Here is a 16,250-nt window from a genome sequence, read left to right as displayed (position 1 = left end):
TGGCACGGCCTCCAGCGGTCATCAGCGGCATCTCAAGGCGAGCCGCCAGGCGAGACAACCGTCGCGAGGAGGACCCCGCGCCAGCCTTCCAAGCTGGTGGGGCAATACGCTCGCGTGTTCAGCGACACCGAGCGGGATCTTGGTCGAGGTGCGCAGCACAAGCGGTCCCAATTGAGTCGGCTGTCGGGCATCATTACGGGGTGCCGACGGACGTTGGTTCCAGCAGGGTGGAGGCGTTCGTAGAAGAGGTGTCACGGCGTTTGGAGTCTGAAGGTGTCGACTTCCAAGTCGAGGTGCGTGCGGTGTCTCTGGGGCCCGGCCTGATGGACGTCTTCGTCGAGTTGGCGACAGACGCTGGCTTGGTGGTCATGTGCGCCGAGCATTCCGAGACGGCCAGGATCGTTACCGACACCTGGGAGTACGACGTGCCGTGGCATGAGCTGGCGGAGCGTGTGCATGATCTGCTCCTCGACCGACCATGAGGCTCAGGGACAGCGCCGCCGGCGAGGGATGGGTCATGAGTGTGGCCAAGACGCTCTGACCCCAGTCTGACCCCAACGACCTGCAACACCGGGCGACGATGAGCACAAGGCCGACGACCTTCGGAGTGCGCACGAGCAGCTCGTGATCACAGTGCCCGCGCCTGGTGCTTGGGAGATATCGTGCGCGGCATGGCGCTTGTCCTCCGCCCGCTGGTAGCGACTAGGCTGGCCAACGGCGCGCTGGGCTTGTGCGTGGTCGTTGCGGCCGGGGGAGTCTTCTCGGAGTTCGGGCCCAGTCTGTTGGGGCTGGTCCTGACCGCCGCGTGCGGGTCAGCCGGTCTTGTGCTGGCTGTTAGGGGTTACCGAAGCGGCGTACTTTGTGAGCACGGCAGGGTGACGGTCCGTGGTTTCCTGTGGACGAGGACCATCGCCCGCTCGCACATCGTGGAGGTCACGGACTTCCCAGCCATACGCTGGCAGACCGAGAGTGGAAGACCGCGCTGGACGCCGATCACCACGCTCATGGTCGACAGTCGCCAACTCCCGTACGTCAACACGCACAACCTTCGCAGCATCGGCGAACTACGCCGGTGGACTCGACGAGGCCGCTAAATCGACAGCTCGTCCTCGACCCGGGAGGTGGCATGTCCCCATCAGTCTGTCGTCGCCCGTTCGTTCTCGACGATGGCGCGGATGAGGTCGCGGTGATCGCCGCCCATGAGGAGGGACTGCGGGTTCTTCGGGGGGTGCTTCGTCGGGTGTGGGTCGACGTCATCTCTGACCTGCCCTGGCCCGTGCAGGTACAGGGCGCCGTACGTGCGTTGGGGCAGCTCGCCGAGCGTCGTCACTGCGGCCAAATAGACATCGAGGTAGACGTTGACGATGACGAGCAGTTCGAGCTGGTGGTGGCTGTGTCGCCGTTCACGATCGCTTTGGAGGGTTGGAGCGAGGCCGACGAGGAGATCTACAGTGCGAGCGACACCGGCTGCGGGTTGTGGTTGGCACTGACCCCCGCAGAGGAAGCCGAGTTCCGCCGGCGGCTGACTGAGTGTGGCGCCGAACCCGATGCAGTCATCTCCCAGCCGCCGAGGAGACGCCGATAATGTCCGCTCGGGGTCTTCGACCTCACGGCCCTGGTCTAGGCCTGGTCCGACAGCCCGACACCGTACGAAGATGCCCTTCATGTCCTCTAACTGCGGCCAACCTGAGCCAGACGTGCGGGGCCGGGTGATCGTGCTCAACGGCATCCCGTGCTCGGGCAAGTCGACGCTGGCTCGGGCGTTCCAAGCCGATCTAGACGAGCCGTGGCTCGGCATCGATCTGGATATGTTCACTCCCAGACTGCCTCCCCGGCGCACATGGACGGAACAAAGAGCTCTGAGGCGGATAGTGGCTGGAGGCAATGCCGCTGTGGCGGCGGTGGCGGAAGCCGGGAACAACATCGTGATCGAGCTGGTCGCACGGAAGGACCCGGGCGCGAGCATGACCCTGGTCGATCTGTTCGAGCGCCTAGCGGCCTTGGATGTTCTCGTCGTCTGTCTACGCTGCTCGATCGAGTCGGCCGAGAGCCGCGAGGCATCGCGTCCCGACGACATGAGGGGCCTGGTACAGCGTGACTACGGGAATGTCGAGGAGGATTCTTTCGACGCGGTAGTCGACACCGACACGCTGACTATTCCGGAGCAGGTCGCGCTCCTGCGGCGGGCCCTTGTCGTCGGATCGACCGGCGCCTTTGACCGCCTCCATGCTCGGCTCCGGCACTACGCGCAGGCCATGGACTGGCGGGCGTTCGAGGCCGACTGAACTGCCGTCGAGCCGTCCTGGCCGCGTATACGAGCCACCGGCGGACGGATCCGGATGAGTGAGGATGGTTTCCTAACCCGCGTATCGCCGGGCCATCCAAGGGCCATTAGCCGAGGGGCGTCAATCGGTCGTTGCAACGCCGCTTGGTTTGATGGGTTGTGACAGTAGCTTGGCGAGGCGTTCGGCGGGAGTGTCCCAGTCGAGAGTCTTGCGGGGGCGGGTGTTGAGTTCGGCGAAACACCGGACTGAGCCTGCAGACGGCAGGGCCACTACCGGGACATGTTCGAGCCCAACCTTGCCGCGGCACCAGCGCCGGGTCACCTGGGAAGACTTGGGCATGTGGTGAGGGTAGGCCCTCGCTAGCCGACGACCCCTCCTCGAGCGACGGCGAGATGCCTCAACTCTCCCCACGCTCCTGATGCCCTACGGGATCGGCGTAGGTCAGCCGAGACACGCAAAGTGGTGCGATCTACCCCAACCTCTATTCAGCCATGTCAGAGCCGCGGTAGCTTCCGCGCGTGAACGGTACGCGCAGCAAGGCGATCAAGAAGCTCGTGTGGGGCATCGTGCTTGCCGGCGTGGGCGCGTGGACCGCCTTCCAGTACGGCCCGGCCGATCCCATGGACGGAACGGCGACCCAACTGCTTGTCGGGGCGATCGGTGCACTGGTTGCCATCCAAGGAACCCGGATGGCCGGCCGCGAAGTCCGGCGGCTCTACGAACCAGAGGTAGTTGCCGACCTGGAGGCCGAGGAAGCCGCGCGCAAACGAGAGATGGAACGCCAAATGGGCGGTACAGACGCGGGCCACACTCAAGGGCGCCCCGAAGTCGCAACCACCGGCCAGTGGTGGGAAACACTTCCGTTCACGCCGCGGGATCACGACGTGCGCATCTATCGAGGCGAATGGATCTTCTACGTGAGGGCCGTCAAGGTCGGGGAACCACTCGTCAACGGAGTCGGTGCAGACAACCCGGCGATCTTGACTCCGATCATGAACGCGCTGTTCTGGAACCGCGTCAAGGGATGGAAAGTCGGTGTGCTTCGATACCGGAACCACTGGTGGAAAGCAGGTCGGATTCGGATTGTCTACAAGGAAAGACTGGCTCCAAGCCAAGCGCCCGATCAACGCATCGCCGAACTCGTCCGAGCTGTCAACGACGGATCCTTCGACAAGTAGCGCTCGGGCCGAATGGAGACTCTGGCAGGTCGTGGGACAGACCATAAATCTGATCCAGCCTGACGCCAACGTGCTGCCACGTCGGGCGACGATGGACGCCGGCCGACCGGACGCACCGAGCACGTCCCGTCGCGCGTGGACTGGATGATCGTGGACTGTCCAGGTCGACCTTTGGCGGCCTACGGATAGGAAGGTCACTACAGTGCACCGGAACGCCAGTGCGTCAGGCGTCGTCAGCGCAAGTCAGCGTGTCTCTAAGGCTCGCCTTTACGTTAGCGTAGAAGTCCTGGGGCTCTTCGCTTCATGGAAGTGGAGCATCCTGCCGTCCAGAAGCTCCGGCTCGTAGGCCGAGGCGCCGGGCTCGGTCCATGGCCGGCAGCCCTCGAAGAGCACAGCAGACTCGTCCACAACCACAGCATCACGCTCGCAGCAGCTCACCATTCGGCCGGTCGCCGGTCGCCGTCGCCGGTCGCCGTCGCCGTCGCCGTGCAACTATCGTGCCATTAGCTGCGGGCCGCAATGGTCATGAACGGGCGTGCAGGGCTATCCACCAAGCAAGACAGGAGCTGCGGCCAGGGCCCCGCGCCAGCCCTTCCAAGCTGGGACAGGCGCGATGCGCTGCTGCCTCACCTGTAGGGCGGGTAGGAGACCTTACGACCTCGGTCTCGCCATCCCCATCGGGGTATGCCGGCGAGGAAGCCGTCGTAGCCCGTGTGGTGGAACGTTGATCCGTCCAGGTAGGTCACCTCGACCCGCGATCGGTCCGGGCCGAATACTTCAGTGACGTGGCCGTCGACAATCGCGCGGACAGTCGATTCGACGAACTCCGCACCTTGGTCGTCACGGTCGAACACTCCGAATGAGCCACCTGGACCGTTGCCAAGTTCAAGCTGCAGCCCGGAGCCGAAGTCTGTCCAGACCACGGGCATGGCGTCGTGGCTGGTTGGGATCAGCTCGGTCACCAACTCACCACCGTCCCACCTGCGGATCATCGTCACCGATGGTCCAAGATCACGTTCGAGGTGGTCGGCGAAGCTGCGCAACCGCTGCCCGATCGCATCTCCCGCCCACGGCGGCGGCGAGTCAGCGGCTGTCATGGCCGGAGGCTACATCCAGTCGAAACGATGCGCATGGCTGTCAGCGGCGTCCGACTGACCCCAGTCCGACCCCAATGACCTGCAACACCGGACGACGACGAGCACCAGGCCGACGACCTCCCGAGCGCGGACGCGCCGGTCGTGATCACGGTGCCCGTTCCTACGGATCTGATGGTCACCAGCATGTTCAGGCTTGGCCCGGGAGACCTCAGGAGGAGTAGCCCTGGGGCCTGGCATCTTGGCATGATGCCGCGATGCACGACTGGCCGCCAGAGGCAGCTGCGGAGGTGCCGGCACCGCAGCTAGTCGCCGCCTGGCTGATCCTCGACACCCTGCCAACCGAGCGGGTTCCGCTTTGGGCAGCGCACTGGCTCGCCGCGGGGTATGACGGTGACGCTCTGATCGAGCTTGCCGGTCTGCACGGCGACGACCCACATGACGTCCGCGATCTGCTCAGACCGGCCCTCGCCGAGTGCGGGATTACCACGCCGAGCGCCGAAGTAACGTCGGAGGAGCGCGAGCTGGCCGCCGCCATCGACGCGTTCGCTGCCATCGCCAAACTGCACCTCGAGGGCCGGGCGAGCGCACGGTGGGTGGTTGACAAGGTGATCGAAATCGCCGAGCCGTACTACAAGGAGTCGATCATCAGTCTTCCTCTCGGCGAGCTGTTCAGCCTGGACGACGAGTGGGGTGCAGGCTGGGGACGCACGGTCGGCCAGCTTCAGGCGGTTGTCAGGCTGGCCTGCGTTGAACAAGTCCGAGTCGGCGGGGCGGCGGCGAGCTAGGTCGGTCGTGCCAGTCGCGTGCCAGATGGAGCGGACGATCATGGCCCGTCACGGTTAGCAGCGGTCAGGTCAGCGCGGCCAGGACGCCGGATCGGTCGACGCTCAATCGAGCGTGGACACCGAATATGCCTTTGCAAGGCAGTGGTGAAAGTGCAGCCGCTCGACCGCAGTTGCCAGGTCGGTGCTAGCGCCGGAAGTCCCGATATGGCCGAGCGCCTGGCAACCCGAGTTGCGAGAAAATGCGGCGCTCTACGTCGGCCCGAAGCTGATCCACCTCGCGAAACAATGCCCATGCCCGGTCGTCCTCGTCTGGAGGCAGACAGTCGGTGACTGCATCGAGTGCCCGAACAGCTTCCACAAGGTTGCTCCAGATCCAGAGGTCCTCACGTGCGTCTCTACTCATGCCCATGCGCGCATTCTTGCGCCACCGAGGCTCCCTGACCGCAGGGTGACCCGCTCCGGTGCCGACGCGGTTCAGGCTGACCCCAGCGTGACCCCAACGAGTTGCAACACGAGGCGACGACGAGCACCTGGTCGACGACCTTGGGAGCGCGAACCACCTGGTCGCGTTCGAGGTGCCTGCCTCTACGGATAAAGAGGTCGACGACTTTCGTCACTCACCTCCGTCAAGAGCGGCCAGTGGATCCGGAGCTGCGTGACGCGGCGGCTGCGAGGGATCTCAACCGGCGTATGGCCGTAGGGCGGTCCCCCCAGGCGTCTTCGGCGACTTCCCAGAGTGTGTCGAGCCGGCGGTAGATCCGCGCCCTGGCGAGTAGACCCTCAGAGACCGGTCCGCGATAGTGCGCAAGCACGAGGTCGAGGAACGGGTCTCCGAAGTCGCCGGCGATCTTGGCGAAGTCGAGTGCCGGGTCATCGATGGTGGTGTCTCCGAAGTCGATCACTCCGACCAGATCGCCGTTGGAGTCGATGTACAGGTGCTGAGCGCGGATGTCGCGATGTACGACGGCCAGAGGAAGACTCTGCTGCTCAAGCCAGCTGATCTCCTCGTCGAGCCACCGACGAACCTTGTCGGTGAGGAAGGACCGCGCAACATCGAAGTGCTGCCGTGCATCCACCGCCGCAGGCGAACTTGTCAGGCCGAAGGAGCGTGCTTCTGAGACCGGGAAGCTATGAAGATCAGCAAGGAATCCGGCAAGCTGTCGGGCTAGCTGATCTCGCCGCCTACCCCGAGGACGCGACGTCAGCGGCTCGCCGCTCACCTTGCGTTCGACGATCGCGACGGGAAGCCCGCAGTCCGCTGGGACGGCGAACTGGTCTCGCGGCACTGGCAGTCCCCGATCGGCCAACGCTCGCAGTAGCGGGACCTCATAGCCTCGCCCGCCTCGCCACGTCCAGGGCTCGGGGTATTCGCTGGAGACCCGCACGACCCATGCGCCAGACGGGTCCTCAACCCGATAGGCCCGCGTAGCGATCCCTTCACCAAGCAGGGACGCGCGCTTGAGATCGGCGGCAGGTAGTCGATCGAGGATTGCCGTGTCGAGGCCTGGCGGTAGTCGGTGTGCGTCCTCTGTCGTCATCGCGGCACGGTAACAGCGACGCCAGCAGCCGTTCCAAGGGTTTGGGACTAGGCGGCCACACCGAAGGTCGAACGCCCGGCGAACACGGAACCGCCCGCTGTCTCGTGCAATCCACGTGCAACAGCGGGCGGTCAAAGAGGGTGATCAACGGCTACTGGCGGGCAGTTACGTTCCGCCATATGTCCTGGTCGGACTGGTGGGCAGGGGCGGGGTCGAACCGCCGACCTCCGCTTTTCAGGCGCACACATCGTCCTGCTCGAAGAGATGAGCCCACCATGGCTTAGCGTCGACTGCGCGCGGCGGCACCTCACATCCGCTCTGGCGCAGACACTTAGAGCAGGTCGTGGTATCGGGACCGGTCAAGGAGGTTCTGGATGTGGTCAGGTCTGCCGTGTCCGACGGCGTGATGGACCACGAGGGAGAACAGGTACAGCGGCAGTAGGAGGTCTCGGTCTTCCCTTGTTACGGCGTCGCTGCCGTAGCCGGCTAGGAGTGCGTCCAGCGCTTCGTCACCATCCCAGAGGGGTACTCGAGCGAGATCCCAGCGGGGGTCTCCTGCTTGGGCCTGGCCGAAGTCGATCATTCCTTGGAACTGGTCATCAGCCACGAAGATGTGGCCGCTCTCCACGTCGCCGTGGAGCAGTCGTCCTTCTGTGACTTGGCTGAGGGCGGATGCGGCTTCGTCGAACCGGCGGGCAAGGCTGTCGGCTGCGGCCGCGGTGAGGTGGCCGGCGTCTACGAGCCAGGGGATGCCTTCGGCGCGGGCGTAGTCGGCGTAGGGGCACCATGTCGCGGCCTCTCCGCTCGGCTTGTCAGGACCTGGGACGAGCGGGCCGAAGCCTGGCATCGGCACCTCGTGCAATTTCCGTAGATCTTCACCGGCGCGCGCCCACGATGCGCGGTCGCTCGCGGTCATCGAGGCGGGGTGTGTCGTGAGTGAATGACCCTGGAGTCGCTCCAGGATCAGGCACTCGGGATCCTCAGAGACTGCGAGCACCTTGGGTGCGCGGATGTTGCGTCGTTCGCACTCGCTGTAGATCCATGCTTCGACCCGCGGAGACCCGGGTCTGTTGAGCCATCCTGGCGTCTTGACCACCACACCGCGGTCGCCGGGAAGTTCGACGAACCACGCATCTGGGCTGGACGTTTGTCGGATGTCCAACGGCTCGACACCAAGCAGTCGAACGACCAACTCGACGGCCGCCAGCGTCCTTGGGCTCAAGCCCTCTTTCGTGTACTTCTCGGTCATCGCTGTCGCCTCTCTCGAGCCGAGAGCGGTAAGGCGCTTCGGCTCGATACGAAAGGAGCACCCGAAGCCACGCCAGCTGATCCGAATGGACAGGCTGGTACATGGCTTCGGGTGCTCTAAGCCAAAGCTTCCTTGAGCTAGCGCGCCGGGCTCCTGCGGAGCGGCTCAGCACGTTCCCCCAAAGGGAAATTGAAGTTGTGATCTGCACACTAGCAGGGGTGATCTGTGCCGGTACAGCCCAGTTCTGTCCGCCTCGCACGGGACTTCGATCCTGGATCAGCAGAACCAATCGACTGCGTGCCGTGCGCGCTCCCCAAGCCAGGGCCGACCACGGTCCTCAGCGGTCAACTACGCTCGCACGAGCGGACGCGGACGCGGCGGCGATCGACGCCCAGCGCAGCCTGAAGCGCCAACGTTCCTTTGCGAGGCAGGGTGGGGCCGCCGGATGGACGGTGAGGCCCTCGGCGCAGTGTCTGCCAGGATCGGTGTATGGATTGTCCCGACGAGCCGAGCCGGCCCCGCAAGAGGGAGTCGACAGGCGCACCGGTTGAAGGTCTTGCCTGGGAGCCTGCGCATGGTTACTCCAACCACGTTGCCTGGGACGGTGAAGGAGTCGTGAAGACGTTCTCCGCTGATGCGTTCGACCGCCGCCGCAACGAGTTCGCGGCCCTCCGTTCAGTTCAGCATGTGGTCCCGGTGCCGCAGGTGCTACCGACAGCTGACCCAGCCTCCATCCGGATGACCTTCGTACCGGGCATCCTCGGCCAGGAGTGGGTTGCACAAGACGGACCCGACCGGAACCTGCGGCATACGCGGTTGATGCAGCAGTGCGGCATTGTGTTGCGTGGTCTGCACGATCTTGGGAGTGACGCACCGGTCGAAGGCGTTCCGGGCGAGGGGCCGGTTCTTGTCCACGGCGACTTCGCTCCGTACAACCTAATCGTGGATGCCGAGACCGGCGAGTTGCAGGCCGTCATCGACTGGGAGCTCGCGCACCGTGGCTCACCCGTGGAGGATCTGGCCTGGCTGGAGTGGAACATGCGGATCTGGTACTCACCAGACGACCAAGTACTCGAAGCTCTCTACGAGGCGTACGGCTCACTACCAGCCTGGCGGGATCGACACCAGGCAATGATCGACAGGTGCCGACCACCTCTAGAAGCCTCCCGACGGCCGTCCTTCCCAGCCGACGTCGCCGAACGCTGGGCCGTTCACATGGAACGCACCTACGCCTTCGATGAAGTTGTGGGACGTACCTAGTAACACGATTGCTCGTCAGCCCGCGTATTAGTTCCTTGCGGCTGACGAGGATGATCAAGGACGCCGACGGCATCATCGCCGAGACAGGCAGCCACACCGAACTCTCGACCGACAGTGCCCCTGCGCCGATTTCTACGAACTGCAAGCCCGCACAGGTCGATTAAAGGAGGAACCACCAGAAGCCACGAGCTTGGCACCCTCCTGTTCTAGTGGCGGAGCTGTCTGTCGAGTCGGTGTACGGCGATGGTGAACGAGGTTGTGGCGATGCCTAGCAGGTATGCGATGTCGGCGGCGATGGTCCAGTGGAGTTCTCCGGTGGTGAGGCAGCGTAGGAGGTCCGCTCCGCGGGTGAGTGGGCTTATTTCGGCAAGTACGTGTAGCGGAGCGGGATAGGCGGAGGGTGGGAACAGGGTGGCTGAGAAGAGCAGGATCGGCAGCAGGACGACTTCGACTGTGCCGATGTCTGCGTGTGTGCGGAGGTAGGTGGTGATGGCGCAGCCGACGCAGGCGAAGACGGCTCCGACGAATGTTGCTGCGGGCACGGCGAGCAGGCCCCACAGTGAGGGCACCGCGCCGAGGATCCAGCTGATTGCAAGGAACGAAGCGGAGTAGGTCGTTGCCCGGAGGACGGCTGCGAGCACCTCGCCTGCGGCCAGGTCGACAGGTTGGATCGGTGTACTGAGTGTGACGTCGTGAATCTTGGTTTGGCGTAGGTCCCAGAGCAGCGAGGAGATCACCTCGTCGAGGGAGCCGTTCATGGCCGCTGCCGCCATGAGCCCTGGCGCGACGTAGGCGAGGTAGGACACCTGTTGGTCACCGAAGTCGATAGTTCCGACGAGGGTGCCGACACCGAGTCCGATGCCGGCGAGGTACAGCACGGGCTGGAATGTGCCGAGGAGCATGGCCCACCACTCGCGGCGATAGATGACGTACTTGCGCTCCGCGACTCGGAGGCTGCGGTAGGTGGGAAGGCTTGTTCGTGAGGCGAGTGTGGTCATCGGAGCAGTCTCCGTTCGAACGCGCGGTGAGCGAGCCATGTGCCCGCAACCAGGTAGGCGGCCAACACGGCGGTGTGCAGGCCGGCATCGGTTACCTGTAGCGGCCCGGCGGCCAGCTCGCGGGTCAGCTCCACGCCGTGGTGGAGGGGTGTCAGCTGCGCGGCCGCTTGAAGGCCGGGTGGGAGCCGGTGGAGGGGGAAGAACACGCCGCCGAGGAAGTACAGCGGGGTGATGATGAGGTTCAACAGGACGGGGATGCCGGCGTAGCCGCGTAGCCAGGCGCACAGTGCTGCGACGGCGGGGCCGAACGCTAGGCCGCACATCAATGCGGCCGCGAGCGCGAGCAGGCTCCTGACTCCGGTCATGGCGCCGAGCACCACGGTGCATGCCCACATCGGGACCAGCACCACCAGGAGGTTGAGTGCGGTCCAGATCAGTTGACCAATGCATATGTTCCAGACACGCAGTGGCGTCATCAGCATGAGGTCGAAGGTGGAACCGATTCGGGCGGCCCCTGCGACGGGATATGCGTTCTGATTCGCGGCGGTCTGCATCGCGGTCGCGGCCAGCAGCCCGGGGGCGAGGTACTGCAGGTAGGTACCCGACCCGGCCATGGCGCCGTGGCGGTCGATCACGTGCCCAAGCCCGACACCGACAGCTATCAGGAAGGACACAGGACCGACAGCGGTCAGGGCGACCGACTTCCAGCGTCGTCGTTGCGTCAGTAGATGATGTTCGACAAGACGCAGTGTTCGTGTGCCGGCGGCCATCTCACTCACCGAGCCCGCGGCCGGTCAGGTGGAGGAACACGTCCTCCAGGGTTCCCCGCCGAACCAGGACGGCTTCCGCGTTAGGGGCAAGGCTCGGGACGAGCCGGGCTAACGCGTCACCGTCGTCGGTATACAGGAGCAGCCGATCCGGCAGTCGTTCCGACCTGTCGCCCAGCTGCTCCAGGCGCACTTCGTTCTCGGCGAGGTAGCAGCCCGCGGCGTGTACTTCCACCACGTCGCGGCTGCAATATCGATCGATCAAGGACCGAGGCGAGCCTTCGGCGATTACTCGGCCCTGATCCATCACCATGATCCGGTCGCACAGCTGTTGGGCTTCGTCCATGAAGTGTGTGGTGAGGATCTGCGTGACGCCGAGCCGACGCAGCTCCCGAAGACGTCCCCAGACAAGGTGCCGCGCCTGCGGATCAAGGCCGGTGGTGGGTTCGTCCAACAGCATCAGCTGCGGGTCGCTTACCAACGCTCGGGCGATAACGACGCGACGTTTCATACCGCCGGACAGATCGTCGACAAGGTCTTTGGCTCGCTCGGCCAGGGCAACGAACTCCAACAGCTCAGCGGTCTTCCGCCGGGCGTCTCGCCGAGGTATGTCGAAGTATCTGGCGTAGATGTAGACGTTCTCAGCGACGCTCAGATTGCCGTCCAGAATGTCTGCCTGGGGAACGATGCCAAGCTTGGCCCGGATGGCCGGCCCATCGGTGTCGGGATCGCGGCCCAGTACCCGGAGGATCCCCGCGCTGATCGGTGAGGCGCAGCCAACCATCCGCATGGTGGAGGTCTTGCCGGCACCGTTGGGGCCCAGAATGCCCAGGAACTCACCCGGGCTGACGGAGAAGGTGAGGCGGTCAACGGCCACGCGTGAGCCGAACCGCTTGGTGAGGTTACGCGCAACTACAAGGTCACTGCCTTCCGGCACGACGAACTCCTATGTGACGGCGGGCGCGCCGCGACAGAGGATGCGTGTCGAAAATCAGATCAACGCGAAGCTCCGGCGATGACAGACCACCCGCAGCGGACATGCGACATCGCGAGGGTCATGCTCACCACCTCCTTCAGCAGAGCTTCGCAGGCAGCACACTACCACCGGCTGCGGAAGTAGCCGAACGACGCGTTACGCGCTGATCTTCCAAGCGGGGGTCCTGCTTTCGCTGCTTGTAGCCGTGACGCGAGCCGGGCTACGGACACCGCGGGATGGCTCGTCGCCTAAATTCGGGGGTATGGAGGGTTCACCGAAGACTGGCCGGCCCGCGGTAGGCAGGCCTATCGCGATAGCCACCTCAGCGTGGGAGCCCGGCGATCCAGGCAGGGCGGCGCGAATCAGCGGCGTCCTCGCGGCAGACGACTCCGGCTGCCCCTACCTTGCCTCTGGTTCTCGTCGCCTCTGGGTCGTGTGGCCCGCTGGTTTCACGGCCCGAGTAGGCGACGGCGGCATGGTGGAGCTACTCGGTCCAGACGGCTCAATCGTCGCGAGGGAGGGCGACTACATCGTCGCCGGCGGGGCGCTCGCTGGGCTCAGAGCCACGAAGCCGATGCCATGCATCCCACCCGATGCCATGCTTACGCACATCCAGTCCGAGATCACTGCCCAGTCGGGGCCATCACACTGACTGTTTCCCGCCGTTGAGAAACCACTCGGAATGTCACACTCACTTGACCCCAGCGTGCCTCGCGAGGTCCTCTAGGTGCTTCAGCGTATGGGTGTAGACGAGTTCGGCTCCTTGCGCCGCATCGACGAATCGGACGTCTGGACGTTGCAGCTGCTCGAGGTAGTCCCACACGTGTGGGTGACCGGCCAGGATCTGGGCAGCGGTTGATCGTGTGCCATCGCTGTCTTCGTGTCGGCGGGTGATGCGATCAACGGTGATGTCGCGATGACAGCGCAGAATGATCGGGAGGAAGGACACCTCTGGCAGCTTCCCGGCGATGGCGTCCAGGCGCTGCCACTGGAACTCCCAGCCCATGCTCATGTCGATGACAACCGAGCAGCCTGATCCGAGGAAGCGCCGGTCGTGTGAGGATGCGTTGGTGGGAGCTGATCCGGATGCCGATGTCGATCTGGCAGACTTCGTCGGCTACACGACATGTGTGACGAGGAGTGGCGCCGGTCGCGTGGCTCTGCTTAACAGTGACTGTGACCCGCAGTTCCCGTGGTGGTTCCGGCTGCTTGTTCGTGATTGTCACGGTTGGGTCGCTGTGCTGCCGCCCGATCTTCGGTTGGCGGGGCCGCTTACCTGGTCGCCAGACGGAAGCGTTCTTACGGTGGCCGCATTCCGGGGGATCCGCCGCTCAGTCGTCGCGGTGGAACCAGACTCCGGTCACTGGTGGTGGGTGAATCCCGACGATGACGCCTCCTACGTCGACGTAGCCCCCGGCGCGGCCGGTCGGTATGTGGAGGCAGTCCGCGTTGAACTAGACGGTTTCAGGACCCGGCTGCGGATCGACCGCGATGGCCGGGCCGTTCAGGTGAACCAAAACACCGACAGCCACAGGGACGAGCGGGCGACGTACCGGCTCCTTCGATGGCCGTCGCAGGCGGGGACACTTGAGGGGGTCCTCGCCGTCCCGGTCGGACGGGGGAACGGGCCGTGGCCGCTGGTGGTCGAGCTCCACGGCGGTCCGGTGGCCGCGTTCCAGGCAGGCGACGTAGGCCACCTCCCGCAGTGGTGTGCACGTGGCTTCGCCGCTCTCATGCCCGAGTTCCGCGCGAGCGGCATCCTGGGCCCGGACGCCATGTGGCAAGCATTTCGAGGCGACGGGCTCCCCAACGCAGATCTCGAGGTCGCCGAGATCTGCGCCGCGGTCTCTGCGGCGGGTGAAACCGGGCTGGTCGACTTGGAACAGGCCTACGTGATCGGGCACAGCTACGGCGGTTACCTGGTCAACCGCATCGTGACGAACGCGCATCCGTTCCGGGCCGCCGTGTGTTGGGAAGGCCTTGCCGACTTGCGGCTCCTCACGGGCACCAGCCTGCAGATGCAGAACCGATGGCGCGGCGGATCACCAGACGAACGCCCAGACGCTTGGGCGGCGACCTCACCAGTCGAGCGTGCGAACCGAGTCACGGTGCCGATGCTTCTGGTCTACGGCGAGCACGGTCTCGCTGTCCCACATGGCGAGGCCTGGCACGCCGCATTGCGTCAACATGGAGTGCTCAGCGAATACGTCGTCTACCCCGGCGAGGGGCACCTGCTGACAGGCCCGAACGAGGCCGATCTGCTCGACCGGGCAGCATCCTGGTTCCGGTCAGTCAGCGAGCAAGCCGGCTGACCCAGCCCGGCCCAGCGGGCCGCGCGCAGGTCATGGCACTAACAGCGCACGCGGATACGCCGAAGAGGTCGGGAAGGAGTGTGGCTGCGCGGGCCACGAGGGGGCCATTCAAGCCACGCACAAGGCCTCCAGGAGACTTCAACCCTACACCGTGTCCGGCGCCGTATCTCCTGCTCGCGGACGACACCCGCTCGCGGACCACCAGCTCGTGATCGTGTGCCCGGTGCCGTGCTGGTGGGGACGGGACGCGCATGGTCGTGAATCTGCAGTCGTGGGTTGGCTTCGCTGCCTTCATTCATGGGGGGTTGCCCTCGGTGAGGTGGATGTCTTTGCCTTCCGGCTGGCCAGGTGAACCTTTGTGGCGCCATAGGACGGTGTTGGCGCCGGAGATCGGGAGATGGCTGGTAACGGCTCCGGGTGCGATCGAGGCGAGGTAGTCAAGCCACGTTTGGGATGAGTATGTGACTCCGTCGTCGGCGAAGACACAGCAGGGAACGACCGCGAAGTCGAGGTTGTGTTTGACGGCTGCGCGGACGGCGGGTGGAGTTGCCCCGCGTTGACGGACAGGTTTGATGGCTTGGTCAAGCTGTCTGCTCGGTGAGTTGGTCTTGGTTGGCGTGTTCGAACTCGGTGGGTGTTTGGTAGCCGAGGGCGGAGTGGAGTCGGGTGTTGTTGTACCAGGCGATGTAGTCGACGATGGCGTGTCGGGCGTGTGCTCGGGTTGGCCAGGGCTGGGTGTTGAGGCATTCGCCCTTGAGCGAGGCGAAGAACGATTCGGCCAGGGCGTTGTCCCAGCACTGACCGGTGCGGCCTACCGACAGCCTGACGTCGTAGTCGGCGGCCAGGTCGGCGAACTGGGCCGAGGTGTACTGGCAGCCCCTGTCGGAGTGGAAGACCACGCCGGCGTCGGGGTCGCGGGCCGCGACGGCGTTGGTCAGGGCGTCGGCGACCAGGCTGGTGCGCAGGTGGTCGGCGATCGCTTGGCCGACCACTTTGCGGGAGGAGATGTCGATGACGGTGGCCAGGTACAGCCAGCCCTGCCAGGTCGGCACGTAGGTGATGTCGCCACACCAGCGGCTGTTGATGGAGGCGGCGTCGGCGGTGAAGTCCCGGCGGATCAGGTCCGCCCGGATGGCCGCGTCCGGGTCGGCGATCGTGGTCTTCTTCCACCGTTTCGGTGTCCGCCCGGCCAGCTCGGCCTGTCGCATCAGCCGGGCCACCCGCTTCCTGCCGTGCCGCCTGCCGGACCGGCGCAGTTCGGCGTGGATGCGGGGAGCTCCGTAGCGGCCCTTGGACGCGGTGTGCAGCTGCGTGATCTGCTCGGTCAGCTCGGCGTCTTCGCGCGCACGAGGACAAACCCGGCTGGTGCGGTGGGCGTAGTAGGCGGCACGGGAGACCTCCAGCAACTCACACGCCCGCTTGACGTTGTGGTCGCCGGCCTTCTCCGCCTCGATGAACGGGTAGACGTTCACCGGGTCTCCTTCGCGAAGAAAGCCGTTGCCCGCTTGAGGATCTCCACATCCTCCTTCAGCCGCCGGTTGTCCCGACGCAGCTGGGCAAGCTCCTCCCGCTCGACGCTGGTCAGCCCACCGTCGACCCGATCCCCGGTGTCGCGTTCGGCCTGCTTGACCCAGTCCCGCACCGCGGTCTCGGTCAGATCGAAGTCCGCAGCGACCTGACCGACCGTCCGGTCACCCTGCCGGCACAACTCCACGATCTCGGCCTTGAACTCCGGCGTGAACGAGCGACGCGGGCGCGGCTTCTTCTTGCCCATGCTCTCCATGGTCCGACATCCTTCCCCAGGG

Annotated in this window: 16 protein-coding genes; 7 read left to right on the top strand and 9 right to left on the bottom strand. The window is 65.1% G+C overall.

The features are described 5' to 3' along the window. Nucleotides 1–200: 200 nt before the first annotated feature. The 4 genes from F4554_RS27330 (at nucleotide 201) to F4554_RS27315 (ending at nucleotide 3,463) form a co-directional block, all read left to right on the top strand. Nucleotides 201–482: a hypothetical protein gene (locus F4554_RS27330; protein WP_179790296.1), complete on the top strand. Its 282-nt coding sequence runs from the start codon at nucleotides 201–203 to the stop codon at nucleotides 480–482. A 644-nt stretch (nucleotides 483–1,126) separates the two neighbouring features. Further along, on the top strand, nucleotides 1,127–1,585 hold the full coding sequence (locus tag F4554_RS27325; protein ID WP_179790295.1) for a hypothetical protein: 459 nt from the start codon (nucleotides 1,127–1,129) through the stop codon (nucleotides 1,583–1,585). A 70-nt stretch (nucleotides 1,586–1,655) separates the two neighbouring features. Beyond that, nucleotides 1,656–2,285, top strand: coding sequence for a phosphotransferase-like protein (locus F4554_RS27320; protein WP_179790294.1), 630 nt, complete (start codon nucleotides 1,656–1,658; stop codon nucleotides 2,283–2,285). A gap of 518 nt (nucleotides 2,286–2,803) precedes the next feature. Continuing rightward, complete coding sequence (locus tag F4554_RS27315; protein WP_179790214.1) at nucleotides 2,804–3,463, top strand: hypothetical protein; 660 nt, start codon at nucleotides 2,804–2,806, stop codon at nucleotides 3,461–3,463. A 626-nt stretch (nucleotides 3,464–4,089) separates the two neighbouring features. Here F4554_RS27315 and F4554_RS27310 read toward each other — a convergent pair. Continuing rightward, nucleotides 4,090–4,425 (bottom strand): hypothetical protein, encoded by a 336-nt coding sequence (locus tag F4554_RS27310; protein ID WP_179790206.1) that lies wholly within the window; start codon nucleotides 4,423–4,425, stop codon nucleotides 4,090–4,092. Nucleotides 4,426–4,814: 389 nt separating this feature from the next. Here F4554_RS27310 and F4554_RS27305 point away from each other — a divergent pair, with 389 nt between their 5' ends. After that, nucleotides 4,815–5,345: a hypothetical protein gene (locus F4554_RS27305; RefSeq protein WP_179790293.1), complete on the top strand. Its 531-nt coding sequence runs from the start codon at nucleotides 4,815–4,817 to the stop codon at nucleotides 5,343–5,345. Nucleotides 5,346–5,971: 626 nt separating this feature from the next. Here F4554_RS27305 and F4554_RS27300 read toward each other — a convergent pair. Together F4554_RS27300 and F4554_RS27295 are read right to left on the bottom strand one after the other, a co-directional pair. Then, nucleotides 5,972–6,883, bottom strand: coding sequence for an aminoglycoside phosphotransferase family protein (locus tag F4554_RS27300; RefSeq protein ID WP_179790292.1), 912 nt, complete (start codon nucleotides 6,881–6,883; stop codon nucleotides 5,972–5,974). 331 nt (nucleotides 6,884–7,214) lie between these two features. Beyond that, nucleotides 7,215–8,132 (bottom strand): phosphotransferase family protein, encoded by a 918-nt coding sequence (locus tag F4554_RS27295; RefSeq protein WP_179790291.1) that lies wholly within the window; start codon nucleotides 8,130–8,132, stop codon nucleotides 7,215–7,217. Between the two features lie 615 nt (nucleotides 8,133–8,747). Here F4554_RS27295 and F4554_RS27290 point away from each other — a divergent pair. Then, entirely contained in the window at nucleotides 8,748–9,392 is a 645-nt protein-coding gene (locus F4554_RS27290; RefSeq protein WP_202889483.1) for a phosphotransferase, read from the top strand. A 206-nt stretch (nucleotides 9,393–9,598) separates the two neighbouring features. On the opposite strand, the gene F4554_RS27285 is transcribed toward F4554_RS27290, so the two are convergent. From F4554_RS27285 to F4554_RS27270, 4 genes are all read right to left on the bottom strand, one after another. After that, a complete protein-coding gene (locus F4554_RS27285) occupies nucleotides 9,599–10,390 on the bottom strand; it encodes an ABC transporter permease (protein ID WP_179790289.1) in 792 nt (263 codons plus the stop codon). Then, nucleotides 10,387–11,160 (bottom strand): ABC transporter permease, encoded by a 774-nt coding sequence (locus F4554_RS27280; protein ID WP_179790288.1) that lies wholly within the window; start codon nucleotides 11,158–11,160, stop codon nucleotides 10,387–10,389. Before F4554_RS27280 ends, F4554_RS27285 begins: the two co-directional genes overlap by 4 nt. Nucleotide 11,161: 1 nt before the next feature. Beyond that, nucleotides 11,162–12,094: an ATP-binding cassette domain-containing protein gene (locus tag F4554_RS27275; protein ID WP_179790287.1), complete on the bottom strand. Its 933-nt coding sequence runs from the start codon at nucleotides 12,092–12,094 to the stop codon at nucleotides 11,162–11,164. A gap of 730 nt (nucleotides 12,095–12,824) precedes the next feature. Further along, entirely contained in the window at nucleotides 12,825–13,139 is a 315-nt protein-coding gene (locus F4554_RS27270; RefSeq protein ID WP_179790285.1) for a hypothetical protein, read from the bottom strand. Nucleotides 13,140–13,149: 10 nt separating this feature from the next. Between F4554_RS27270 and F4554_RS27265 the strand changes: the two genes are divergently transcribed. Next, entirely contained in the window at nucleotides 13,150–14,445 is a 1,296-nt protein-coding gene (locus F4554_RS27265; RefSeq protein WP_179790283.1) for an alpha/beta hydrolase family protein, read from the top strand. 581 nt (nucleotides 14,446–15,026) lie between these two features. On the opposite strand, the gene F4554_RS27260 is transcribed toward F4554_RS27265, so the two are convergent. Beyond that, nucleotides 15,027–15,917 (bottom strand): IS3 family transposase, encoded by an 891-nt coding sequence (locus F4554_RS27260; RefSeq protein WP_179790281.1) that lies wholly within the window; start codon nucleotides 15,915–15,917, stop codon nucleotides 15,027–15,029. Further along, complete coding sequence (locus tag F4554_RS27255) at nucleotides 15,914–16,228, bottom strand: transposase (RefSeq protein WP_179790280.1); 315 nt, start codon at nucleotides 16,226–16,228, stop codon at nucleotides 15,914–15,916. Before F4554_RS27255 ends, F4554_RS27260 begins: the two co-directional genes overlap by 4 nt. Nucleotides 16,229–16,250 lie beyond the last annotated feature (22 nt).

Source organism: Actinopolymorpha rutila (assembly GCF_013407855.1).
In the GTDB taxonomy this organism is placed as follows: domain Bacteria; phylum Actinomycetota; class Actinomycetes; order Propionibacteriales; family Actinopolymorphaceae; genus Actinopolymorpha; species Actinopolymorpha rutila.
The sequence above is the reverse complement of the archived record's forward strand: the minus strand, read 5'-3'. Positions and strand labels throughout refer to the sequence as shown.

Bases quoted from the DNA above. Each gene is read 5' to 3' on its own strand.
- F4554_RS27325 (WP_179790295.1), top strand. From the start codon at position 1,127: ATGTCCCCATCAGTCTGTCGTCGCCCGTTCGTTCTCGACGATGGCGCG.
- F4554_RS27265 (WP_179790283.1), top strand. From the start codon at position 13,150: ATGACAACCGAGCAGCCTGATCCGAGGAAGCGCCGGTCGTGTGAGGAT.
- F4554_RS27255 (WP_179790280.1), bottom strand. From the start codon at position 16,228: ATGGAGAGCATGGGCAAGAAGAAGCCGCGCCCGCGTCGCTCGTTCACG.
- F4554_RS27270 (WP_179790285.1), bottom strand. From the start codon at position 13,139: ATGGGCTGGGAGTTCCAGTGGCAGCGCCTGGACGCCATCGCCGGGAAG.
- F4554_RS27285 (WP_179790289.1), bottom strand. From the start codon at position 10,390: ATGACCACACTCGCCTCACGAACAAGCCTTCCCACCTACCGCAGCCTC.
- F4554_RS27280 (WP_179790288.1), bottom strand. From the start codon at position 11,160: ATGGCCGCCGGCACACGAACACTGCGTCTTGTCGAACATCATCTACTG.
- F4554_RS27320 (WP_179790294.1), top strand. From the start codon at position 1,656: ATGCCCTTCATGTCCTCTAACTGCGGCCAACCTGAGCCAGACGTGCGG.
- F4554_RS27305 (WP_179790293.1), top strand. From the start codon at position 4,815: ATGCACGACTGGCCGCCAGAGGCAGCTGCGGAGGTGCCGGCACCGCAG.
- F4554_RS27300 (WP_179790292.1), bottom strand. From the start codon at position 6,883: ATGACGACAGAGGACGCACACCGACTACCGCCAGGCCTCGACACGGCA.
- F4554_RS27295 (WP_179790291.1), bottom strand. From the start codon at position 8,132: ATGACCGAGAAGTACACGAAAGAGGGCTTGAGCCCAAGGACGCTGGCG.